This window comes from Aminobacter sp. 01T433, from assembly GCF_056398585.1.
This window is the reverse complement of record NZ_JBFTPR010000009.1, coordinates 168,638-188,262: the sequence shown is the minus strand read 5'-3', so window position 1 is coordinate 188,262 and position 19,625 is coordinate 168,638. Positions and strand designations below refer to the sequence as shown.

Below are 19,625 nucleotides of genomic sequence, written 5' to 3'. Positions count from 1 at the left end.
GAACCGTTGGTGGCTCAATAGCGCATCATTGGGTCAGGATATACCGCCAAAGGCCAGAAAATCGCCCTTATGGCAAGGAAACGGGACTGCTGGCAGCGGGATGTGGATGGGCTCAGCCGAAACTGTCGTAGCCGGCGCGCCCCTCGTCGAGCAGGCGACGCAGCTTTGCCAGCCCCTGGCTCACCTCGGCCTGGGTCCGCGCCGATGAAATGCCGATCCTGACGCGGTGGAACACCTGGTCCGAACGCCCGGCCTTGAACTCGTCTTCGTCGTCGATCAGCACGCCTTGCTCATAGGCGGCGTTCTTGAAGGTGCCGGAATTCCACGGTTCCGGCAGGGCCAGCCAGATGAAGGGGATGTTGGGCGTGGTGTTGAAGTCGCAACCGTCCAGCGCCTTGCGCACAATGTCGAGACGGGCGTTGATCTCGGCGATCGAGCGGGCACGGATCGCCGCAGCCGTGCCCGAAAGCACCAGCTGGGCGCACAGTTCCGCCAAAAGGAACGGCATGCCGCCGGTGACCATCTTGTGCGCAACCCGGATGCTGTGGCGGAAATGCGCGGGGCATGACAGCCAGCCGCCGCGCACGCCAGCCGCCACCGACTTGGACAGGCCGCCGACCACGAACACGCGTTCAGGCGCGAATTCGGCCAGAAGCGGGGTGCGGTCGTCGGTGAGCGCGCCGTAGAGATCGTCCTCGATCAGCAGCACATTATGCTTGCGCGCGATCTCGGCAATCGCCTGCCGGCGCTCGCGTGGCATGATCACGCCGGTCGGGTTCTGTGCCGTGGGCATCAGGAACGCCAGTTTCGGGTGCTTTTGGGCGCAGACGCGTTCGAAATCGTCGGGGTCGACGCCGTGTTCGTCCGAATTGACCAATGCCATGCGCCGGCCGATCAGGCCGGCACTGCGCGCGATCTGGGTATAGGTCACATGCTCGAACAGGATGTGATCGCCGGGCGAACTTGCCGCGGCAATGATGGCGACAACAGCGGCATGCGCGCCGAGTGTCGGAACGATGCTGTCGGGTGCGGCCACAAATCCGTTGCGCGACAGCCATGCGCTGCCTGCCTCGGACCAATGTTCTGGAAAGGTCCTTGTATAGCTCGTCATGTCGTCGGGATTGTCCCGGCTTATCGCGGCCAGGATTGTCTCGATTTCGCTGCTCTGGCCGACATTGGGTGCCGCCGTGCTGTCGAAGCGCAGCTTGCCAGCCGGAGCCTCGACGGGGCGTGAGCCCTCATGGGGCAGGGCAGGCGGCGCGCTGGGCGCAGGCTGCTCGCTATGGCGCGCAAGGATGTAAGTGCCGCGACCGACTTCGCCGCTCACCAGGCCGCGTTCGCGCAACAGCGAGTAGGCGCGCCCGACAGTCCCGATAGTCACGCCGATGTCGTAAGCGAGGTTGCGCTGCGGCGGCAACTTGGTTCCGGAAGCCAGAACGCCGCTGTCGATGTCGCTTTCGATGCGTTCGGCCAGGCGCAGATAGAGCGGGCCGGAGCCGGATGAGAGATCGGGAAGCCAAATTGTCATGGTGACAATTCCTATATTGCGATCATCATTGAGTCAATTCATAGCATTGTTCGTCGAGAATAGACACAATCTGGATCATTGCTATGAGTACAATAGGTGCAATTGAAGGGGACGTCACAGCTACATCTCCAGCGGACAAGCACAGCTCATTCCGCAATCTGGCGAAGGTTCCACTCAATCTCATGCGATGGCTGTCGCGCTGCATCGAGCGGCGGCGCACCCGATTGAGCCTGCTGGACCTCACGGACGAACAACTGGCCGATATCGGCATCTCGCGTTGCGATGCCTATCGCGAAGGAATCCGCTCGTTTTACGACTGAAGGTTTTCGGATTGTCCCGACCCACGGGCAGTTCGACATTGGTGGAGGCGCCCCTGTGCCTCCACCTCTTTTTCAGCCGAAGCTGATTAGACAAGCCTGTCGACTGTGCCTCAAGCGGTGCCGGTGCAGGACGGGTTGCCGGAGCTCCAGCGGGTGATGTCGGAGCCGATGCGTGCGCCGAGCGTCTGGTCCATCAGCGGACCGAACGCCTGAACCTGGCTCGAATTGCCTTGCGCTTGCACCACCAGCAGCGGCCTTGCGCCATATTGCTTGGCCGGCACCAAAAGGAAGCGCGGCGTGCCGCCGAAATTATTGAGTTCGTTGGCCATCTGGTAGGCCTTGAAGGCCGGGTCCTTGCTGGCGAACCAGCATTTGTGCGCGGCGATCGCCACCTGTTCCATCGAACGAAGCGATGCACTCTTGCCCGACGCTGACGGCGCTGGCGTTCTCGGGCCGGAATTGCAGGCGGCAAGGGCAATGACTGCGGCCGCTGCCGCCAGAATCCGCAGTGACTTCATTCGCCGATGCCCGCCCTTTATCAATTGGATGAAATGAAGAGAATTCCCGGCCTTACGCTGCCTTGGCCAGGCCGAGCGCGCTTTCAAACAGGGCGCGGCCATCATTGCCGCCATGTGCAGCCTCAATCAGGTTTTCCGGGTGCGGCATCAGCCCAAGCACGTTGCCCGATTTGTTGATGATGCCGGCGATGTCGTTGATCGAGCCGTTCGGATTGGTGCCGGCGTAGCGGAACACCACCTGGCCGTTGCCTTCGAGCTGGTTGAGCGTCTCGGGATCGGCGAAATAATTGCCGTCGTGATGCGCCACAGGGCAGCGGATGATCTGGCCGGCCGAATAGTTGCGGGTAAATGCGGTGTTGGCGTTGGCAATTTCCAGCTTGACCTCGCGGCAGACGAATTTGAGCGAGGTGTTGCGCATCAAAGCCCCGGGCAGGAGGCCTGCCTCGACCAGGATCTGGAAGCCGTTGCAAACGCCCACGACCTGCACGCCCTTGGCGGCTTTTTCAGCGACCGCGCGCAGCACCGGCATGCGGGCAGCGATCGCGCCGCAGCGCAGATAGTCGCCGAAGGAAAAGCCACCTGGAATGGCGATCAGGTCGACATCGGGGATTTCCGTGTCGGTCTGCCAGACGGTGATCGGGGCCTTGCCCGAAATCTTGGTCAGCGCCGCGATCATGTCGCGGTCGCGGTTGAGGCCGGGGAGGAGAACGACTGCTGATTTCATTTCGGTTCGTAAGGCCTCTGAGATTCGGCGAGTTCACGCAGTTCCAAACGACGCTCGATGTGCTCGAGCCGTTCGTCGTGGCGGTCAAGTCGGCGGTTCACGCCAGCTAGCGCTTCTTCCGCACCAGTCATTCTTCGCTTGATCTCCTGGAGGTCGAATTTCATCTCCGAGAGATCGCCGTGCACACGTTTGAGCAGTTCGTACATCAGGTCGTTGGTGACTTCCGCCACTTCACCCTCCGGTACAACCTCAGATAAGCGTCACACTATAATTCTCAATCACCGTGTTCGCCAGAAGCTTCTCGCACATGGCGGTCAGATCGGCCTCGGCCTTGGCCCGGTCGGTCTGGGAAAGCTCGACGTCGAACACCTTGCCCTGGCGCACGGAACCGACGCCGCCGAATCCCAGGCCGTCGAGCGCATGCTCGATCGCCTTGCCTTGCGGGTCGAGAACGCCGTTCTTGAGGGTGACGGTGACGCGGGCCTTGATCACGGGCGGAATTCTCCGGCTATTCGGCGATAAAAGGGAAGGGCGCGGTCGATCCGCGCCCTGCTGCTTAGCTTAGTGCTTGACGAGAACCGGGCCGGTCGGGCGCGGGGTCTCGTTTTCATTCATGATGCCGAGGCGGCGTGCCACTTCCTGGTAGGCCTCGACCAGCCCGCCCATGTCGCGGCGGAAGCGGTCCTTGTCGAGCTTGTCCTGGGTGGCGACGTCCCACAGGCGGCAGCTGTCGGGCGAAATCTCGTCGGCGACGACGATGCGCATCATGTCGCCCTCATACAGCCGGCCGCATTCGATCTTGAAATCGACGAGCTGGATGCCGACGCCCATGAACAGGCCGGAGAGGAAGTCGTTGACGCGGATGGCAAGCGCCATGATGTCGTCGATTTCCTGCGGGCTTGCCCAGCCGAATGCCGTGATGTGCTCTTCCGAGACCATCGGATCGTCGAGCGCATCGGCCTTATAGTAGAATTCGATGATCGAGCGCGGCAGCACGGTGCCTTCCTCGATGCCCAGGCGCTTGGCCAGCGAGCCAGCGGCGACGTTGCGCACCACAACCTCGAGCGGGATGATCTCGACTTCCTTGATCAGCTGCTCGCGCATGTTGAGCCGGCGGATGAAGTGGGTCGGAATGCCCATGCGGTTCAGGTGGTTGAAGATGTGCTCGGAAATACGGTTGTTGAGCACGCCCTTGCCGTCGACGACTTCATGTTTCTTCTTGTTGAAGGCGGTGGCGTCGTCCTTGAAAAACTGGATCAGGGTGCCCGGCTCGGGGCCTTCATAAAGGATCTTGGCCTTGCCTTCGTAAATGCGGCGGCGATTCTTCATTTGACTGATTCTCTGGTTGGAAGGGTGGACGGCAAGTTACCGGTCCCTTTCTCACGCCGCAAAGCCGCGGCGGCTGTGGGTTTCAAGGCCGGTCTCTATCTTAATCAGGCCCATTGCTCAATCATCATTTCCTTCCAATCAACGCCTTTTGGTACGGAATTGCCGCACCGCACACACAAACAGAGCAAAAGAGAGATAAAGTGAGATATTGACCGGGCGTCGGCCTTTTGGTTTGAGGAACCCGATAACATATACACCGGAAGTCGAATCGATTTCCCACTCCCTGGAGGATTGCCATGAGCAACATGAAGGACCGCGAAGAAGGTTTTGAGCGCAAGTTCGTCTTCGACGAAGAGCTGCGTTTCAAGGCGAATGCGCGGCGCAACAGGGCGCTCGGCCTCTGGGCTGCCGAAAAGCTCGGCAAGTCAGGCGCTGACGCCGATGCCTACGCCAAGGAAGTCGTTGTTTCAGACATCGAAGAAGCCGGCGATCATGACGTGTTCCGCAAGATTCGCGCCGATTTCGACGCCGCCGGCGTCGACCAGTCCGATCATCAGATTCGCCGTACCATGGACGAACTGATGGCGCAGGCGGTCGAGCAGATCAAAAACACCTGACCAGGCCACACTGCTGGACTAACGAACCGCCCGGATTCCGGGCGGTTTTTGTTTGCGCCTCAGCTCGCTTCCGGATGAAATGGCGCCGCCACAAGGAGAACCAAGATGTCGCTTGCCGAGAGACTGCACGCCAACGAGACCATCATCACCGCCTGGTCCGGCGTGCCGGATGCACTGACCGTCGAAATTCTTGCCGGGCAGGGCTTCGATGCCGTCACTCTCGACATGCAGCATGGCGGCCACAATGAAGACTCCGTGCTGCGATCGCTTGCGCCCGTGCTCCGGGCGGGCAAACATGCGCTCGTGCGCGTTCCTGTCGGGCGCTTCGACATGGCGAGCCGCGCGCTCGACTTCGGTGCCGAGGCTGTCATCGCCCCTATGGTCAATTCGGTCGAGGATGCGCAACGCTTTGCCGCTGCGATGAAATACCCGCCGCTGGGCGAGCGTTCCTGGGGGCCGACCTACGCTGCCCCCCGCCACGGCAGCAAGGACCCGGTCAAGTGGCTGAAGGAGAGCAATGTCCGCACCGTCTCCTTTGCCATGGTCGAGACGCACGCTGCGGTCGCCGCCCTCGATGGCATTCTGGCGACACCCGGCATCGACGGCATTTTTCTCGGGCCTGGCGACTTTTCGATCGCCTGGACCAAGGGGGATGCGGTCAACGGAACGCTCGAAGGCATGATGGAAACGGTCGCCGATGTCGCCAGGCGCACGCGCGCCGCCGGAAAGCATGCCGGCATCTATGTCACTGATCCCAAGATCGCTGGGCGCTTTGTCGAGATGGGCTTCCAGCTGCTCGCCACAGGCTCGGAACACCAGCTGATATCAAGCGGTGCCGCGAGCCTGCTCTCCGAGCTCAAGAAATCGCTGGCTTAACCTTCGAGCCGCGACAGGAACTGCGCGAACACCATCGATCCTTCGGGCCACGGCCCGAAGCCCGAATCGGCATTGATGTGGCCGGCTTCACCTGCATCGATGAACAGCGAACCCCATGCGGCGGCGATGTCTTCGGCGACGTCGAGTTTGCAATAGGGGTCGTTGCTGCTGGCGACCACCACCGAGGGAAACGGCAGCGGATCGCGCGGGTAGGGGCCGAAGGTCATCAGGTGCTTCGGCCGGATCGTCGGATTGGAGACATCTGGCGGGGCCACGAAGAAGCCGCCCGCCACATATTTCTTGAAGCCGGGAATGGCGTGGATGGCCGTCGGGATGCCAAGCGAGTGCGCAACCAGAACGACCGGCCGTTCGGCCGCGTTGACCGCGTCGATGACCTTGGCTGTCCAGTCTTCGCGCACAGGCTTTGACCATTCGTCCTGCTCGACGCGGCGCGCGGTCGACAGTTTTTCCTCCCAGCGGCTCTGCCAGTGGGATGGCCCCGAATTGGTGTATCCGGGCACGATGATGATATCGGCGTCTTTTACCTTCATGTCGGGGATGTAGCGATCCGATCTCGCCGGTGCAAGCCGGTGCGGTTCACAGTTCCATATGCACGATCTCGATCGGGTCGCCGCCGACGCCATGCGAGAAAAAGCCCCGCTCAACCGTGCGAAAGCCGTGGCGGCGATAAAAGCCCTCGGCATTGACTGTCGATTCGACCCTGATCGGCCCTTCATGGTCCCGCTGCGCATTCTGGATGCCGATTTCAAGCAGCCTCTTGCCGAGGCCTGAGCCTGCGGCGTCGGCCAGAAGAAACAGCCGCGTTACCTCGCCGGGCTCCGAATCGACAAAGGCGACGATCTTGCCGTCCTGCTCGGCGACGATCATCAGCCCTTTGGCGATCAGGGCTTCGTAAGTTTCCGCCGTCCGTTCTCCCATCCATCCCGCGATCTGTTCGGCGGAATAGTGGTCCTTGGCAAGCTCGCGCACCGAATTGCGCGTAACGTCGAATACCGCTTGCCCGTCACCAGCGCGTGCCGGCCTCAGCGATGTATGTTCGTTCATGAATTGCACTCGGATCAGTTTCGGAAAACCAAACAGCTAGCGTTCGGCATTCGCAAAGTCTCTGCCGAATGGCCGCTGGCACAATGAATGCTCCAAGGCGATCAGAGCCGGCAGTTCGTCGATTGATATCGAATCGTTGAACGCGGTGTTCGGTCTTTGCTGGCTTGTGTGAACGACTGCGCCGGCCGATCTAACACGGGAATAGAAACAGCCGTGTTGGCCGGAGAGTGGATTTTGGAACTGACACGACGCAAACTGATTGGCAGCGCAGCCCTCCTTGCCGTGGGAGCAACAGCAGGCGTTGGCCATACGGAGCCCAAGATGAGCAAGATTCCCTTTGCCGCCACGACGCCGATCAGCGTGTCCCGCGTTGGCCTCAAGGCACGTGACGCTGAAGCGATGGCCAAGTTCTATCGCGACGTCGTCGGTTTGCAGGAGCTCGCCCGCGACGGCGAGACCATCACGCTGGGTGCTGGCAGCCGCGCGCTGCTGGACATCGAGGCCGACAAGGCAGCCCAGCCGGACGATCCGCGCAGTGCCGGCCTGTTCCATACCGCCTTCTTGTTACCCACCCGTGCAGATCTCGGGCGCTGGATCAAGCATGCCATCGACAAGCGTATTCAGGTCGACGGCGCGTCCGACCATCTGGTCAGCGAGGCGCTGTATCTGACCGACCCCGAAGGCAACGGCATCGAGATTTACCGCGACAGGCCGCATGACAGCTGGAAATGGACCGGCTCGCAGGTCGACATGGCGACCGAACAGCTCGACATCCCGTCCATCGTCGCCGAGGTGCCTGCTGGCGATGCCGGCTGGCAGGGCATGCCGGACAACAGCATCGTCGGCCACGTCCATCTGCGCGTCGGCGATCCGGCCTTGGCAGCGGAGTGGTGGAACAAGCAGTTCGGCTTCGACACGGTGGCCAAATACGGCAACAGCGCCGTATTCCTGTCTTCTGGCGGCTACCACCACCATATCGGGGCCAATTCCTGGCAGAGCCTGGGTGCGGGAAAACGCGACGCCTCGCGCACCGGCCTTGCGTGGGTCGAAATGCGCTCGGCTGAAACCAAGGCGGCTTCGACTTACGAAGACCCCTGGGGCACAGTCATTCGTGCGCTGCCGGGCCAGCCGGGCTGAACGACCATCCTGACACCAACTGGCCCAAGGCCTGTGCTAAGCCAAAGCCTGAACCTGCCGTGCTGGCGGGTTCGGCTATTGGAAATGCAGGACCGGGACAAAAGATGCTGAAAGTAATCGCTCAGGATTTCATCAAGCCTGAGTTCATCGAAATCGTGCTGCCGCTCTATGCCGAGCTCGTCGAGCAGACCAAGCTTGAACCGCTTTGCATCTCTTATGACCTGTTCGTCGATCAAAAGGATCCCGGCCACTTCATTTTCATCGAGGAATGGCCCGACCGCGCGGCGCTGGATATCCATTGCGAGAGCGAGCATTTCACGCGGCTGGTCCCGTTGATCAACAAACATCAGCGGCAAGACCCAACCTTCATCCTGATGGATGCATTCGCGGGCTGAGATCGGAACCCTTGCTGGCGGATCCGGGGTGATGCAATCCCAAGACGGTTCGCCTCAGCCTGTGGTGAATGCAAAAAGGCCCGCGCAGCGCTGCGCGGGCCTTTTTGCATTGAAGCTTCGTTCGGCTACCTGCCTTCGATCTCAAGATTCGGAACGTCGATCTTCAGTTCGATGCTCTTCTGCTGGTCAAAATAGCCATCGTAATAGAGATAGCCGCCTATCACGGCGGCGATCATCACGGCGCCAGCAACGAACCAGCCGGCTTTTCCGCCATTCACGACCACGACATCAGGGTTTGCCATTTTCCGCTCCAATTTGTTCAAATCGGAACAGTAACGCCGGCTCGCCTCGATGGTTCCCGGATCAAACCTTATCCAAATACCCGCTTGAAGATCGTGTCGACATGCTTGGTGTGATATCCGAGGTCGAACTTTTCGCGGATTTCGGCTTCCGGCAAGGCAGCGGTCACTTCCTTGTCAGCCAGAAGTTCCTCAAGGAAATCCTTGCCTTCTTCCCATACCTTCATGGCGTTGCGCTGGACCAGCCGGTAGGCGTCCTCACGCGAAACGCCAGCCTGCGTCAGCGCCAGCAGCACGCGCTGCGAATGCACCAGCCCGCGGAACTTGTTCATGTTCTTGAGCATGTTGTCGGGATAGACGACGAGCTTGTCGATGACGTTGGTCAGACGCGCCAGCGCGAAGTCGAGCGTGACGGTCGCATCCGGGCCAATCATGCGCTCGACCGACGAGTGCGAGATGTCGCGCTCATGCCACAACGCCACGTTCTCCATCGCCGGCGCCGTATAGGAGCGGACCATGCGGGCGAGGCCGGTCAGGTTTTCGGTCAGCACCGGGTTACGCTTGTGCGGCATTGCCGACGAGCCCTTCTGGCCCGGCGAGAAATACTCTTCTGCCTCAAGCACCTCGGTGCGCTGCAGATGGCGGATTTCGGTGGCGACGCGCTCGATCGACGACGCGATCACGCCGAGCGTGGCGAAGAACATGGCGTGGCGATCGCGCGGGATGACCTGCGTCGACACCGGCTCCGGCTTGAGGCCGAGCTTGGCGGCGACATGCTCTTCGACGCGCGGGTCGATATTGGCGAAGGTGCCGACTGCGCCAGAAATCGCACAGGTAGCGATGTCTTCACGCGCATGCACAAGACGCTCGCGGCAGCGGGTGAATTCGGCGAAGGCCAGCGCCAGCTTGACGCCGAAGGTCGTCGGCTCGGCGTGGATGCCATGGCTGCGGCCGATGGTGACGGTGTCCTTGTGCTCGAAGGCGCGGCGCTTGAGCGCGGCCAAAAGCGCGTCGATATCGGCAAGCAGGATATCGCTGGCACGTACCAGCTGCACGGAAAGGCAGGTGTCGAGCACGTCGGACGAGGTCATACCCTGGTGGATGAAGCGCGAATCCGGGCCGACGAATTCAGCCAGATGCGTCAGGAAAGCGATGACGTCATGCTTGGTGACGCGCTCGATCTCGTCGATGCGCTCGACGTCGAACTTGGCGGCGCCACCCTTTTCCCAGATCGTCTTTGCCGCTTCCTTGGGGATGACGCCGATCTCGGCCAGCGCGTCGCAGGCATGGGCCTCGATCTCGAACCAGATGCGGAACCGTGTTTCGGGAGACCAGATGTCGACCATCTCGGGCCGGGAATAGCGAGGGATCATGGCGGGGTGTCCAGCTTCGGTTTCGTTGCGGCTCCCCTAACAGAGGTGGGCCCAATGCTCAACGCGAACGGGCGGCAAACCACAAAGCTGCAGCGAAAAGGACGACAAATCCGACGGGAAAATAGAGCCGGACGCCCAAAACGGCAAATTGATAAAGCGCGACCAGCCCGGTGAAGACGAACTGGAACGCCCAGGTGATGGTGAAGGGCGCTGCGTGCCACTCGGCATAATAGCTGCGATATTGTAGCGCGTAGAGCAGGGCGGTGAGGCTGATAGTCGCCACTGCGAGCGAAACGAAAGCGGCGGCGAAAGCCGTCTCGGGTCGGCGCCCTTGTGAAAGCAGCCTTGCCAGCGTCCAGCCGAACGGAAAGGCAAAAGCTCCGCCGAGCGCGAACATCAGCACAACTATGCGGACCAGATCAGGTGTTTCCCAGCGGCCGAGCAGCAGCGTCACGAGCGCGCTCGCTCCCATCGCAAGGCCCCAGATTGCCGAACCGGCGATTGCCAGACGCAGCGAAGGCAACGACTGGCGCAGCCTTACGGTTGCACGCATCGTGTTCGAACTCTTGGGCAGGCTTGCGCCGGCGGTCATCGACGCGTCGTCGTTCACATCCGGCCCGTCACCGCCAGCCAGCGGTGGTCGGGCCCTTCGAAACCGTGGCGGATGACGGTGACCAGCACGGCATAGGCCATGGAGCCGCCTTCACCGAAGAAGGTCTGCACGCCGCCGATGCGGTATCCGGTCGGGCAGCCGCGGCTCAGCGGCACGTCCTTGTCTTCCTGCAGCACATCGGTTTTGCCGCCGTCGCCGACATGGACCAGCTTGAATCCCTTGACCGGGCCGATACCGGGGCAACGCTCGATCTCGCCGAGCGAAATCTCTTCGAGCCGGAATTCGAGCTGCGGGTCGATCGGTGGAAACACCGGGCGCGGATTGACCACGATCTTGTGCGGATCGGCGCTGATCTCGGTCACCGCGTTGAAGCCGACGAGACGGCCGCGATTGGCGGCCAGCACCTCATTCTTGATGGCCTTTTCGCCGCGCGCCCGCGCCTCGTCGCGCGCCACCTGCAGGCCGACATTCTCATCTTCCATCTGCACGCGTACCGGCGTGTTGGGCAGGAACGTGTCGGTTGTGGTGTCGATGTAGAAGCGGTTCGCATAGGCAAAGCCTGAGCCGTCCTGGATGCCGTACTCCTCGAAGGCGAAAACCTTGCCGTCGGCGCTGAAGCCGAGCACGTTGAGTTCGGCGGCGTCGCCCGCACGTGCGAGCTGCGGTGCGGCAAGAAACGACAGGCCCGCGAGGCAAAGAAGCTTGATCGAATTCACGGCAATCCCTCTTGTTCCTGGTTGAATCAGTTTTTCAGGCGAAAGCGCTAAGATACCGTCAATAAAGGATTTTGGCTCAACCCTTGCGCGCCGACCACACTTGCATCGTGTCGCCGGGTACAGCGGTCGCCGCGTGAACGCCACGCGCAATCGCCCGCGCCATGGTCGAGGCGGCAGCGGCGAAGAAGTCGACGACGTCCCCCTGGTCCACCGTGATGCCGCTTGCTCCCGTCGCCAACGCAAAAACCAGGTCGCCATCGAAGGGCGTGTGCACCGGCCAGATGGCGCGGGTGAATCCGTCATGGGCCGAAATCGCCAGCCGCTTGGCGGCAGCCTTGGTCAGCACTGCGTCGGTGGCGATCACGGCGATGGTGGTGTTGGCGACGGAGCTGTGTTCCTCTTCGTATTTCTTGAACACGTGGCTCGCATCGTCAGGCAGAGGCGAGGGGTAGCCCAGGCCGCCGAACTCACTGTCGAGCTCGAATGGTGCCGCCCAGAAATGCCTGGAACGCCCGACCGTCACAGCTCCCATGGCGTTGACGGCGACAAGCGCGCCGACCGTCACGCCATTGGAAAGCACCGTCGAGGCCGAGCCGAGACCGCCCTTGAGCCCCGCTGTCAGCGCGCCACTGCCGGCACCTGCCGTGCCGAGCGCGAATTCGCTGCTGGCAACCTGCACGGCGTCATAGCCGAGCTCGCGATAGGGCGGATAGCGTCCCCAGTCCTTGTCGCCGCCATTCAGCATGTCGAACAAGATCGCCGCCGGCACGATCGGGATGATCTGGTCGCGCACGGCAAAGCCGATACCCTTTTCGCGCAACGCTGCCTGCACGCCCGAGGCCGCATCGAGGCCGAAGGCTGAGCCGCCGGAAAGTACCACTGCATTGACGGTTTCAACCGTGTTGTGCGCTTCAAGCAGGTCGGTCTCGCGCGTTCCCGGCGCGCCGCCCAGCACCTGCACGGCAGCAGTCGCAGGCGTGTCGCAAACCACCACCGTCACGCCCGACTTCACCTTGTCGTCGGCGGCATTCCCGACCCGCAAGCCGGCAACGTCGGTGATCAGGTTCAGCGGTCCGGCTTTGAGCATCATCACTGCGTCTCTAAAGGCACGTAGTTGGCTCCGTCGAAACGGAATAGGCGATAGGGGTTTTCGGAAAGGTCGCCCTTGGCGTCGAAGCGGATCTTGCCGATCGCGGTGTCGAAGTCCTGGCTGGCGAGTATGTCAGCGACAGGCTTTTTGCTCGATGCCGCAAGCTCTGCCGCCGCGCGGGCGATCTCCACCGCCGCATAGGCGGGCAGGGCGTAGCCATCGGGTATCAGCTTTTGTGCTTCGAATGCCGACAGCACGTCCGCCTTGGTGAGATCAGACCATTCCGGCGGCGCGACCATCAGCGTGCCCGTGGCTGGTGGCACGGTTCGGTCGGCCACGCGAAGCGTTTCGCCCCCGGCAAACACCATGCTGTCACTGAGCGTGGCGGCGTCGCGGGCCATCACGGCGATGTCCTCGCCGTCGCCGCCGACAAATACATGCGTGGCACCCGCCTTGCGCAGGCGGGCAATAAGCGCCACCTGGTTGTCGAGTTGCGGCCTGTAGGTGTCGACGAACACTGGTTTCAATCCGGCCTGTTCGACGCTAGCCCGGAAGCTTTCGGCCAGCTCGCGGCCATAAATGGTGCCGTCGTCGACGATGGCGAAGAGCTCGTCGTTCCACAGCCGCGTCAGCAGCGTGGCTGCCGCTTCGCGCTCATTGTCGCCACGCGGCCCGAGTCGGAACATCTGCCAGCCAGACTTGTCACGCTGGTCCGTCAGGCTGTCGGTGCGCACGCCGACCGAAATGACCGGGATATTGGCGTCCTTGAGCACCGGCAGGGCAGCTTCGATCGCATCGGTGCAGAGAAAGCCCGTGGCAACCGCCACCTTGGCGGCGACGAAGCTTTGCGCTGCTTTTGCTCCGCCTTCGGCGGTACAACGGTCATCGGCGATCTCGAGGGACACCCCAATGCGTTGAGCCGCCAGCGCCGCGCCTGCCTTGACCTGTTCGCCGAGCATCGCCGAGGGGCCCGACAAAGGCGCGGCCACGCCGATCCGCAACGGCTCGGCATGGGCGGCCAGCGCCAGAAGCGATGCGGCCAGTACGGTGGTGATTGCAGTTGCGGATCGCATTCGGTCCGAAAAACCTCCACGCGCCGGAATTAAACGCGATGTCACTGCCCTACTGCCTGGCCAGTACAAGCGCAATGTGCTTGTGGCTCACTTGCCCAGGCTCACGCTTGCTTGTGACCTGATCTATACGGCCATATATAGCGCAGATGGTTCATTGCAGGAAAATCCGGTGCTGAAGAAGTTTGAAGTCGGGCCCCAGGCCTATCGCGATGCGATGAGCCATTTTGCCGGCGCCGTTCATCTGGTCACCACCGACGGCGTTGCCGGCAAGCGTGGTGCCACCGTGATCGCCGCCTGCTCGGTTTCGGACAGTCCGCCAATGGTGCTTGTCTGCGTCAACCGCGAGAACCCCAAGAACGACGCCTTCATCGAGAATGGCAACTTCGCCCTCAACACGCTTGCCGCCCGCCATGAGCCGCTCGCCGTCGCCTTTTCCGGTGTCACCGGTCTTGCGCCCGAACAGCGATTCGCGCTTGGCGAATGGGAGGTGCTTGCGTCAGGCGCCCCAGCCCTCATCGGCGCGGTCGCGGTGTTCGACTGCGAACTGGTCGATAGCAAGGAACTGGCCACCCATCGCGTCATGTTTGGCAAGGTGACAGGCCTGCGCATCGGCGATAACCTTCGCCCGCTGATCTATCACGGACGCAGCTACCACGTGCTGTAGGCCGCCTTTTTTCGGAAACGCCATGACCGACCGCACGCCTCGTCCAATCCCACAAACGATCGATGAGACGCTCGATCTGTTGACCGGTGCCGACTATGTCGCCGACCGGGCGCTGGCGACGGTGCTGTTTCTGTCCTTGCGGATGAACCGGCCGCTCTTCCTTGAAGGCGAGGCTGGTGTCGGCAAGACCGAAATCGCCAAGGTGCTGGCAAGCGCGCTCGGACGCCGGCTGATCCGCCTGCAATGCTACGAAGGCCTCGACGTCTCCTCTGCGGTCTACGAGTGGAACTATGCGGCGCAGATGATCGAAATCCGCATGGAGGAGGCTGTCGGCAAGGTTGACCGCTCCGACATGGAAAAGAACGTCTTTTCCGAAAAATACCTGATCCGCCGTCCCGTGCTCGACGCGCTGACCGGCAAGGCCGGTGCGGCACCTGTATTCCTGATCGACGAGCTCGACCGCACCGACGAGGCGTTCGAGGCCTTTCTGCTCGAAATCCTCTCCGACTATCAGGTGACGGTGCCCGAGCTTGGCACGATCAAGGCGGAGGAGCCGCCGATCGTCATCATCACCACCAACCGCACCCGCGAGATCCACGACGCCCTCAAGCGCCGCTGCCTCTATCACTGGGTCGATTATCCCAATGCCGAGCGCGAGCTGGAGATCGTCCGCCGAAAGGTGCCGCAAGCCAACCAGCGGCTTTCCCAGGAGGTCGTAAGTTTCATCCAGAGGCTGCGCGAGATCGAGCTGTTCAAGGTTCCCGGCGTCGCCGAAACCATCGACTGGGCCTCGGCGCTGACCGAGCTGGACAAGGTCGCACTCGATCCCGAGACCATTTCGGATACTATTGGCGTGCTGCTCAAGTACCAGGACGACATCGCGCGCATCGAACAAGGCGAAGGCCGCCGCATCCTCAACGAGGTGAAGGCGGAGCTTTCGGCAGCGGCGGAGTAGGTGATATGGCGTTCCTGTCGCCTGCATCATTCGGTTGCCATTTGGCTGAACCTGCAGGCGTGGGCTCAACGACCGCTTCAGTCCGCATGCCGGTTTGGCACAACCTGGCCATCTGCTCGTCCTGGACCGTCTTCGATTGCTTCGACATCACGGCATGGGTTCCCGACACTCTCCGCTCGTTTCACGCGCTCGCGAGGTCGGGAATGACGACCTTCATGACCGTCGCAGCTAATCGCAAAAGCATGCCCCTCGCAGCTATGCGCAAAGGTCTGGGATTTGCGGAGACGCCTTCTCGCGCTCGTCATTCCCGACCTCGTGAGCGAGTGAAACGAGCGGAGAGTGTCGGGAATCCATGCCGTAACCTCAATGAAACGGGGACCGGTGCAGGGGGCACGACGACATGACCCCGAACAACGCAGCACCCGACGGCCGCATGAGCGACAACATCGTCTATTTCGCCCGCGCTTTGCGCAAGGCGGGCATGCGCGTCGGCCCGGCCTCGGTCAAGGATGCCATCGAGGCGGTTCTTGCTGCAGGCATCGGCTCGCGCGACGATTTCTACTGGACGCTGCATGCCGTGCTGGTCAGCCGCCACGAGGACCACGCCACTTTCGACGAGGCGTTCCGGCTGTTTTGGAAATCGCGCGAGCTGATCGAAAAGCTGCTGGCGATGTTTTCCCCCGTCGCGCCCGACCACCGCGAAAAGCAGAAGCCGCGCGCCGCTGAAAACCGCGTCAGCCAGGCGTTGTTCGAGGGCCATCAGAAGAACCAGCCGCCGCGCGAGATCCCCGAGATCGAGGTCGATGCCCGCTTCACAGTGTCGGGCAACGAGATGTTGCGGGGCAAGGACTTCGCCCAGATGACGGCGCACGAAATTTCGGAGGCGCGGCGCGAGATTGCGGCGTTGCGGCTGCCGTTCGACACCGTACGCACGCGCCGCTTCAAGCCCGACCCGCATGGCGGCAGGATCGATCCGCGTGCCATGATGCGCGCCGCAGCCCGCACCGGCGGCCAGCTGATCTTGCCAAAATTCCGCTCGACCCGAGAGGTTCATCCGCCTCTGGTGGTGCTCGCCGACATTTCCGGCTCGATGAGCCAGTACACCCGCATTTTCCTGCATTTCCTGCACGCGCTGACCGAAAAACGGCGCCGCGTGCATACCTTCGTCTTCGGCACACGGCTGACCAACCTGACCCGCCATATGCGCCATCGCGATCCCGACGCCGCACTGGCCGACTGTTCTGCGGTGGTCAAAGATTGGTCCGGCGGCACGCGCATCGGCGACACGCTGGGTGAGTTCAACCGGCTGTGGTCGCGCCGGGTTTTGGGGCAGGGTGCTGTGGTGCTGCTCATCACCGACGGACTCGAGCGCGACGATGTCGCTGGTCTCTCCGAAGAGATGGAGCGGCTCAAGAAGTCCTCTCGCCGGCTGATCTGGCTCAACCCGCTTTTGCGTTTCGACGGTTTCGAGGCCCGGGCCCGGGGCGTTCGCGCCATGCTGCCGCATGTCGACGAGTTCCGCCCGGTGCATAATCTCAACGCGCTCGGCGATCTCTGCGCTTCGCTCGGTGCTCCCGCTTCGCGCAGCAGCGACCCCAGATTGTGGATGATCGACGGACAGCGCCGCGCGGCGTAAGGTCGTGAAGGAGGTTCCATGCCAAGCAAATTTCTCGATGAAGCCCGCGATCCGCTGATCATCGCCGAAGGCTGGATGAAAGACGGCAAGGATGTCGCCATCGCGACCGTGGTCGAGACCTGGGGCTCAGCACCGCGTCCCGTCGGCAGTCATCTGGTAATCGACGCCGAAGGCACGTTCCATGGCTCTGTCTCGGGCGGTTGCGTCGAGGGCGCGGTCATTTCCGAAGCGCTCGACGTGATCGGGAGCGGCAAGCCGAAGATGCTTGAGTTCGGCGTCGCCGACGAAACGGCTTGGCAGGTCGGCCTGTCCTGCGGCGGCCGCATCCGGGTTTATGTCGAGCGATTGGGTTGAGGCGATGGATCCTTTTGCACTGAAGACCCTGAATGCCGAGCGCCGTGCGCGCCGGGCCGCAATCCTCGTCACCGACATGGGTGACGGCCGCGACCGTGTGGTCAAGGAAGGCGACGTCGTCGCAGGCGATCTTGGTGAAGCACTCGCCAAGGCCTTTCGAACCGGCCTTTCCGGCACGGCCGAGGCCGAAGGCCGCCAGTTCTTCCTCAATGTCCACCTGCCGCAGCCACGGCTTGTGGTGATAGGTGCCGTCCATATCAGCCAGGCATTGGCGCCGATGGCTAAGATTGCAGGTTTCCCGCTCGAGATCATCGATCCGCGCACGGCCTTTGCCAGCGACGATCGTTTTCCTGAAGTTACTCTCCATGCCGAATGGCCCGAGGATGTGTTGAAACATAGCCCGCTCGACCGCTATGCGGCGCTGGCGGCGGTGACCCATGATCCCAAGATCGACGATTTCGCGCTCAAGGCAGCGCTCGACGCCGAGTGCTTTTATGTCGGCGCTTTGGGCAGCCGAAAGACCCATGCCAAGCGTGTCGAACGGCTTTTAGGGATGGGTGCCACGCCTGATCAGATCGAACGCATCAATGCGCCGATCGGTCTTAACATCGGTGCCGCGAACCCGGCCGAGATTGCGGTTGCAGTGCTGGCGCAGGTCATTGCCGCGTTCCGTTCGCGTGGCCTTGTCGGCAAGTCGAAAAGCGAGGCGGCGTGAAATTCGGCGCGATACCTGTCGGACAGGCTGAAGGCGCGGTCCTCGCACATGCCACGAGTGCCGGCGACCATCGTTACCGCAAGGCCCATCTGCTCGCTGCCGAAGACATCGCGATCCTCGAAGCTGCTGGCCTGAGCGAAATCGTCGTTGCGGTGCTGGAGCCGGGCGACCTCGGCGAGGACCAGGCCGCCGAAGTAATCGCCCAAAGCATGTGCCACCATCATGTCGAGGTGAAGCCGGCGGCAACGGGCCGCGTCAATCTGCATGCGCTGAAAGCCGGCGTCTTCACCGTCAACGCGGCCCTCATCGATGCCATCAACGCCATCGACCCGTCGATCACCGTAGCCACGCTTGCCCAGCATGCCACCGTCGAAAAAGGCCAGATGGTCGCGACGGTGAAGATCATCCCTTTCGCCGTCGCCGGCCATCTTGTGCGGCAGGCAACCGAGCTTTGCGCGGCCCGCGAGATCTTCGCCGTCAATCCGTTCGTGCCCAAACGCGTCGGTGTCATCCAGACCGTGCTGCCCAGCGTCAAGCCAAGCGTGCTCGACAAGACGGCCCGCCTGACCGAGCAGCGCCTGGCGCGCTCGGGTAGCCGGCTGACCGCCGAGCGGCGCACGGCGCATGAAACGGGCGAAGTGGCCGAAGCCGCCAAGGCGCTCGCCCGCGACCACGACATGGTGGTGATTTTCGGCGCCTCGGCGCTGAGCGATTTCGACGACGTCATCCCCGCAGCGATCCGCGCCGCCGGCGGCACAGTTGTCCGTTCCGGCATGCCGGTCGATCCCGGCAATCTGCTGGTGCTCGGCCATATCGGAGCTACCGCGGTGATCGGCGCGCCCGGTTGCGCCCGCAGCCCCAAGGAAAACGGTTTTGACTGGGTCCTCGATCGGCTTATCGCTGGGCTCGAGGTGACGGCGGCCGACATTGGCGGCATGGGCGTCGGCGGTCTGTTGATGGAAATCCCGACGCGGCCGCAACCGCGCGACCTGTCCGCCATTCCGCCTCTGCCAAAGGTCCATGCCGTGCTGCTCGCCGCCGGCCGCTCCAGCCGCATGGGTGGTCCCAACAAACTGATGGCGCTGTTCCAGGGCAAGCAGCTGGTGCGCCGCACGGCCGAACGCGTGCTCGCCTCCAAGGCTGAAAGCACAGTCGTTGTCACGGGCCATCAGGCTCCCCGCATTCGTGAGGCACTTGCCGGTCTCGACATCCCTGTCGCCCACAATGCCGACTTCGCCTCTGGCCTTGCCAGTTCGCTCAAGGCAGGCGTTGCGGCACTTCCTGAAGATGCGGCCGGCGCGCTGATCGTGCTCGGCGACATGCCCGAGGTGTTGGCCGCCGACCTCGATCGCCTGATCGAGGCATTCGAGCGCGCCGATGGCCGCGCCGTCGTCCGCGCCACCCATGACGGCAAGCGCGGCAACCCGGTGATCTTGCCGCGATCGCTGTTCCCAGCCGTCGCCCATCTGGAAGGTGACACCGGCGCCCGGCACCTAGTTGAATCCGAAGGCGTGGATGTCATCGACGTCGAGATCGGCGTCGGTGCCGGCGTCGATGTCGACACGCCCGACGCGCTTGAGACGGCTGGCGGCGTGTTGCAGGATTGACGCCCGCGAATTGTCATTGCG

25 protein-coding genes are annotated in these 19,625 nt (G+C 62.5%); 11 read left to right on the top strand and 14 right to left on the bottom strand.

Annotated elements, in window-relative coordinates; all coding sequences use genetic code 11:
• Positions 1 to 112: 112 nt before the first annotated feature.
• Positions 113 to 1,528, bottom strand: a complete 1,416-nt coding sequence (locus tag AC1DLV_RS17745; RefSeq protein ID WP_476801208.1) for an aminotransferase-like domain-containing protein — start codon at positions 1,526 to 1,528, stop codon at positions 113 to 115.
• Between the two features lie 83 nt (positions 1,529 to 1,611).
• Here AC1DLV_RS17745 and AC1DLV_RS17740 point away from each other — a divergent pair, with 83 nt between their 5' ends.
• Positions 1,612 to 1,848, top strand: coding sequence for a DUF1127 domain-containing protein (locus AC1DLV_RS17740; RefSeq protein WP_476836202.1), 237 nt, complete (start codon positions 1,612 to 1,614; stop codon positions 1,846 to 1,848).
• A gap of 110 nt (positions 1,849 to 1,958) precedes the next feature.
• On the opposite strand, the gene AC1DLV_RS17735 is transcribed toward AC1DLV_RS17740, so the two are convergent.
• The 5 genes from AC1DLV_RS17735 to purC form a co-directional block, all read right to left on the bottom strand.
• Positions 1,959 to 2,366, bottom strand: coding sequence for a hypothetical protein (locus AC1DLV_RS17735; RefSeq protein ID WP_476801206.1), 408 nt, complete (start codon positions 2,364 to 2,366; stop codon positions 1,959 to 1,961).
• Between the two features lie 52 nt (positions 2,367 to 2,418).
• Positions 2,419 to 3,090, bottom strand: coding sequence for a phosphoribosylformylglycinamidine synthase subunit PurQ (gene purQ, locus AC1DLV_RS17730; protein WP_476801205.1), 672 nt, complete (start codon positions 3,088 to 3,090; stop codon positions 2,419 to 2,421).
• Positions 3,087 to 3,320 carry a hypothetical protein gene (locus AC1DLV_RS17725; RefSeq protein WP_476801204.1) on the bottom strand — a complete coding sequence of 78 codons (234 nt, stop codon included), beginning with the start codon at positions 3,318 to 3,320 and terminating at the stop codon, positions 3,087 to 3,089. Before AC1DLV_RS17725 ends, purQ begins: the two co-directional genes overlap by 4 nt.
• Before the next feature lie 19 nt (positions 3,321 to 3,339).
• Positions 3,340 to 3,582 (bottom strand): phosphoribosylformylglycinamidine synthase subunit PurS, encoded by a 243-nt coding sequence (gene purS / locus AC1DLV_RS17720; protein WP_476801203.1) that lies wholly within the window; start codon positions 3,580 to 3,582, stop codon positions 3,340 to 3,342.
• 69 nt (positions 3,583 to 3,651) lie between these two features.
• The gene (purC, locus tag AC1DLV_RS17715; protein WP_476788096.1) at positions 3,652 to 4,419 is read right to left on the bottom strand and encodes a phosphoribosylaminoimidazolesuccinocarboxamide synthase; all 768 of its coding nucleotides are present in this window, start codon (positions 4,417 to 4,419) and stop codon (positions 3,652 to 3,654) included.
• A gap of 296 nt (positions 4,420 to 4,715) precedes the next feature.
• Between purC and AC1DLV_RS17710 the strand changes: the two genes are divergently transcribed.
• Both AC1DLV_RS17710 and AC1DLV_RS17705 read left to right on the top strand, forming a co-directional pair.
• Positions 4,716 to 5,036, top strand: coding sequence for a DUF1476 domain-containing protein (locus AC1DLV_RS17710; RefSeq protein ID WP_476801202.1), 321 nt, complete (start codon positions 4,716 to 4,718; stop codon positions 5,034 to 5,036).
• A 105-nt stretch (positions 5,037 to 5,141) separates the two neighbouring features.
• Entirely contained in the window at positions 5,142 to 5,912 is a 771-nt protein-coding gene (locus AC1DLV_RS17705; RefSeq protein ID WP_476801201.1) for an HpcH/HpaI aldolase family protein, read from the top strand.
• On the opposite strand, the gene AC1DLV_RS17700 is transcribed toward AC1DLV_RS17705, so the two are convergent.
• On the bottom strand, positions 5,909 to 6,472 hold the full coding sequence (locus tag AC1DLV_RS17700; protein ID WP_476801263.1) for an RBBP9/YdeN family alpha/beta hydrolase: 564 nt from the start codon (positions 6,470 to 6,472) through the stop codon (positions 5,909 to 5,911). The two genes, AC1DLV_RS17705 and AC1DLV_RS17700, sit on opposite strands and share 4 nt — an antisense overlap.
• Positions 6,473 to 6,509: 37 nt before the next feature.
• The gene (locus AC1DLV_RS17695; protein ID WP_476801200.1) at positions 6,510 to 6,977 is read right to left on the bottom strand and encodes a GNAT family N-acetyltransferase; all 468 of its coding nucleotides are present in this window, start codon (positions 6,975 to 6,977) and stop codon (positions 6,510 to 6,512) included.
• Between the two features lie 321 nt (positions 6,978 to 7,298).
• Here AC1DLV_RS17695 and AC1DLV_RS17690 point away from each other — a divergent pair, with 321 nt between their 5' ends.
• Positions 7,299 to 8,114: a VOC family protein gene (locus AC1DLV_RS17690; RefSeq protein WP_476801199.1), complete on the top strand. Its 816-nt coding sequence runs from the start codon at positions 7,299 to 7,301 to the stop codon at positions 8,112 to 8,114.
• Positions 8,115 to 8,218: 104 nt separating this feature from the next.
• Positions 8,219 to 8,509 (top strand): putative quinol monooxygenase, encoded by a 291-nt coding sequence (locus tag AC1DLV_RS17685; protein WP_476801198.1) that lies wholly within the window; start codon positions 8,219 to 8,221, stop codon positions 8,507 to 8,509.
• 125 nt (positions 8,510 to 8,634) lie between these two features.
• Here AC1DLV_RS17685 and AC1DLV_RS17680 read toward each other — a convergent pair whose 3' ends face one another.
• The 6 genes from AC1DLV_RS17680 to AC1DLV_RS17655 all read right to left on the bottom strand — a co-directional run bounded on the left by AC1DLV_RS17680 (position 8,635) and on the right by AC1DLV_RS17655 (position 13,673).
• Complete coding sequence (locus tag AC1DLV_RS17680; protein ID WP_476786279.1) at positions 8,635 to 8,811, bottom strand: hypothetical protein; 177 nt, start codon at positions 8,809 to 8,811, stop codon at positions 8,635 to 8,637.
• A 68-nt stretch (positions 8,812 to 8,879) separates the two neighbouring features.
• Positions 8,880 to 10,181 carry an adenylosuccinate lyase gene (purB, locus tag AC1DLV_RS17675; protein ID WP_476801197.1) on the bottom strand — a complete coding sequence of 434 codons (1,302 nt, stop codon included), beginning with the start codon at positions 10,179 to 10,181 and terminating at the stop codon, positions 8,880 to 8,882.
• A gap of 58 nt (positions 10,182 to 10,239) precedes the next feature.
• Positions 10,240 to 10,734, bottom strand: coding sequence for a hypothetical protein (locus AC1DLV_RS17670; protein ID WP_476801262.1), 495 nt, complete (start codon positions 10,732 to 10,734; stop codon positions 10,240 to 10,242).
• Positions 10,735 to 10,787: 53 nt separating this feature from the next.
• Positions 10,788 to 11,510 (bottom strand): DUF2259 domain-containing protein, encoded by a 723-nt coding sequence (locus AC1DLV_RS17665; RefSeq protein WP_476801196.1) that lies wholly within the window; start codon positions 11,508 to 11,510, stop codon positions 10,788 to 10,790.
• A 76-nt stretch (positions 11,511 to 11,586) separates the two neighbouring features.
• A complete protein-coding gene (locus AC1DLV_RS17660; RefSeq protein ID WP_476801261.1) occupies positions 11,587 to 12,597 on the bottom strand; it encodes a P1 family peptidase in 1,011 nt (336 codons plus the stop codon).
• A 2-nt stretch (positions 12,598 to 12,599) separates the two neighbouring features.
• Positions 12,600 to 13,673 (bottom strand): branched-chain amino acid ABC transporter substrate-binding protein, encoded by a 1,074-nt coding sequence (locus tag AC1DLV_RS17655; RefSeq protein ID WP_476801195.1) that lies wholly within the window; start codon positions 13,671 to 13,673, stop codon positions 12,600 to 12,602.
• Positions 13,674 to 13,842: 169 nt separating this feature from the next.
• On the opposite strand from AC1DLV_RS17655, the gene AC1DLV_RS17650 reads away from it, so the two are divergent.
• From AC1DLV_RS17650 to AC1DLV_RS17625, 6 genes are all read left to right on the top strand, one after another.
• Complete coding sequence (locus AC1DLV_RS17650) at positions 13,843 to 14,337, top strand: flavin reductase family protein (protein WP_476801194.1); 495 nt, start codon at positions 13,843 to 13,845, stop codon at positions 14,335 to 14,337.
• Positions 14,338 to 14,359: 22 nt separating this feature from the next.
• The gene (locus tag AC1DLV_RS17645; protein ID WP_476801193.1) at positions 14,360 to 15,292 is read left to right on the top strand and encodes an AAA family ATPase; all 933 of its coding nucleotides are present in this window, start codon (positions 14,360 to 14,362) and stop codon (positions 15,290 to 15,292) included.
• A gap of 400 nt (positions 15,293 to 15,692) precedes the next feature.
• Positions 15,693 to 16,928, top strand: coding sequence for a vWA domain-containing protein (locus AC1DLV_RS17640; protein ID WP_476801192.1), 1,236 nt, complete (start codon positions 15,693 to 15,695; stop codon positions 16,926 to 16,928).
• Between the two features lie 18 nt (positions 16,929 to 16,946).
• The gene (locus AC1DLV_RS17635) at positions 16,947 to 17,282 is read left to right on the top strand and encodes an XdhC family protein (protein WP_476801191.1); all 336 of its coding nucleotides are present in this window, start codon (positions 16,947 to 16,949) and stop codon (positions 17,280 to 17,282) included.
• Between the two features lie 4 nt (positions 17,283 to 17,286).
• The gene (locus tag AC1DLV_RS17630) at positions 17,287 to 17,997 is read left to right on the top strand and encodes an XdhC family protein (protein ID WP_476801190.1); all 711 of its coding nucleotides are present in this window, start codon (positions 17,287 to 17,289) and stop codon (positions 17,995 to 17,997) included.
• A complete protein-coding gene (locus tag AC1DLV_RS17625) occupies positions 17,994 to 19,604 on the top strand; it encodes an NTP transferase domain-containing protein (RefSeq protein ID WP_476801189.1) in 1,611 nt (536 codons plus the stop codon). The genes AC1DLV_RS17630 and AC1DLV_RS17625 overlap by 4 nt, the downstream gene beginning before the upstream one ends.
• The last annotated feature ends 21 nt before the right edge of the window (positions 19,605 to 19,625 follow it).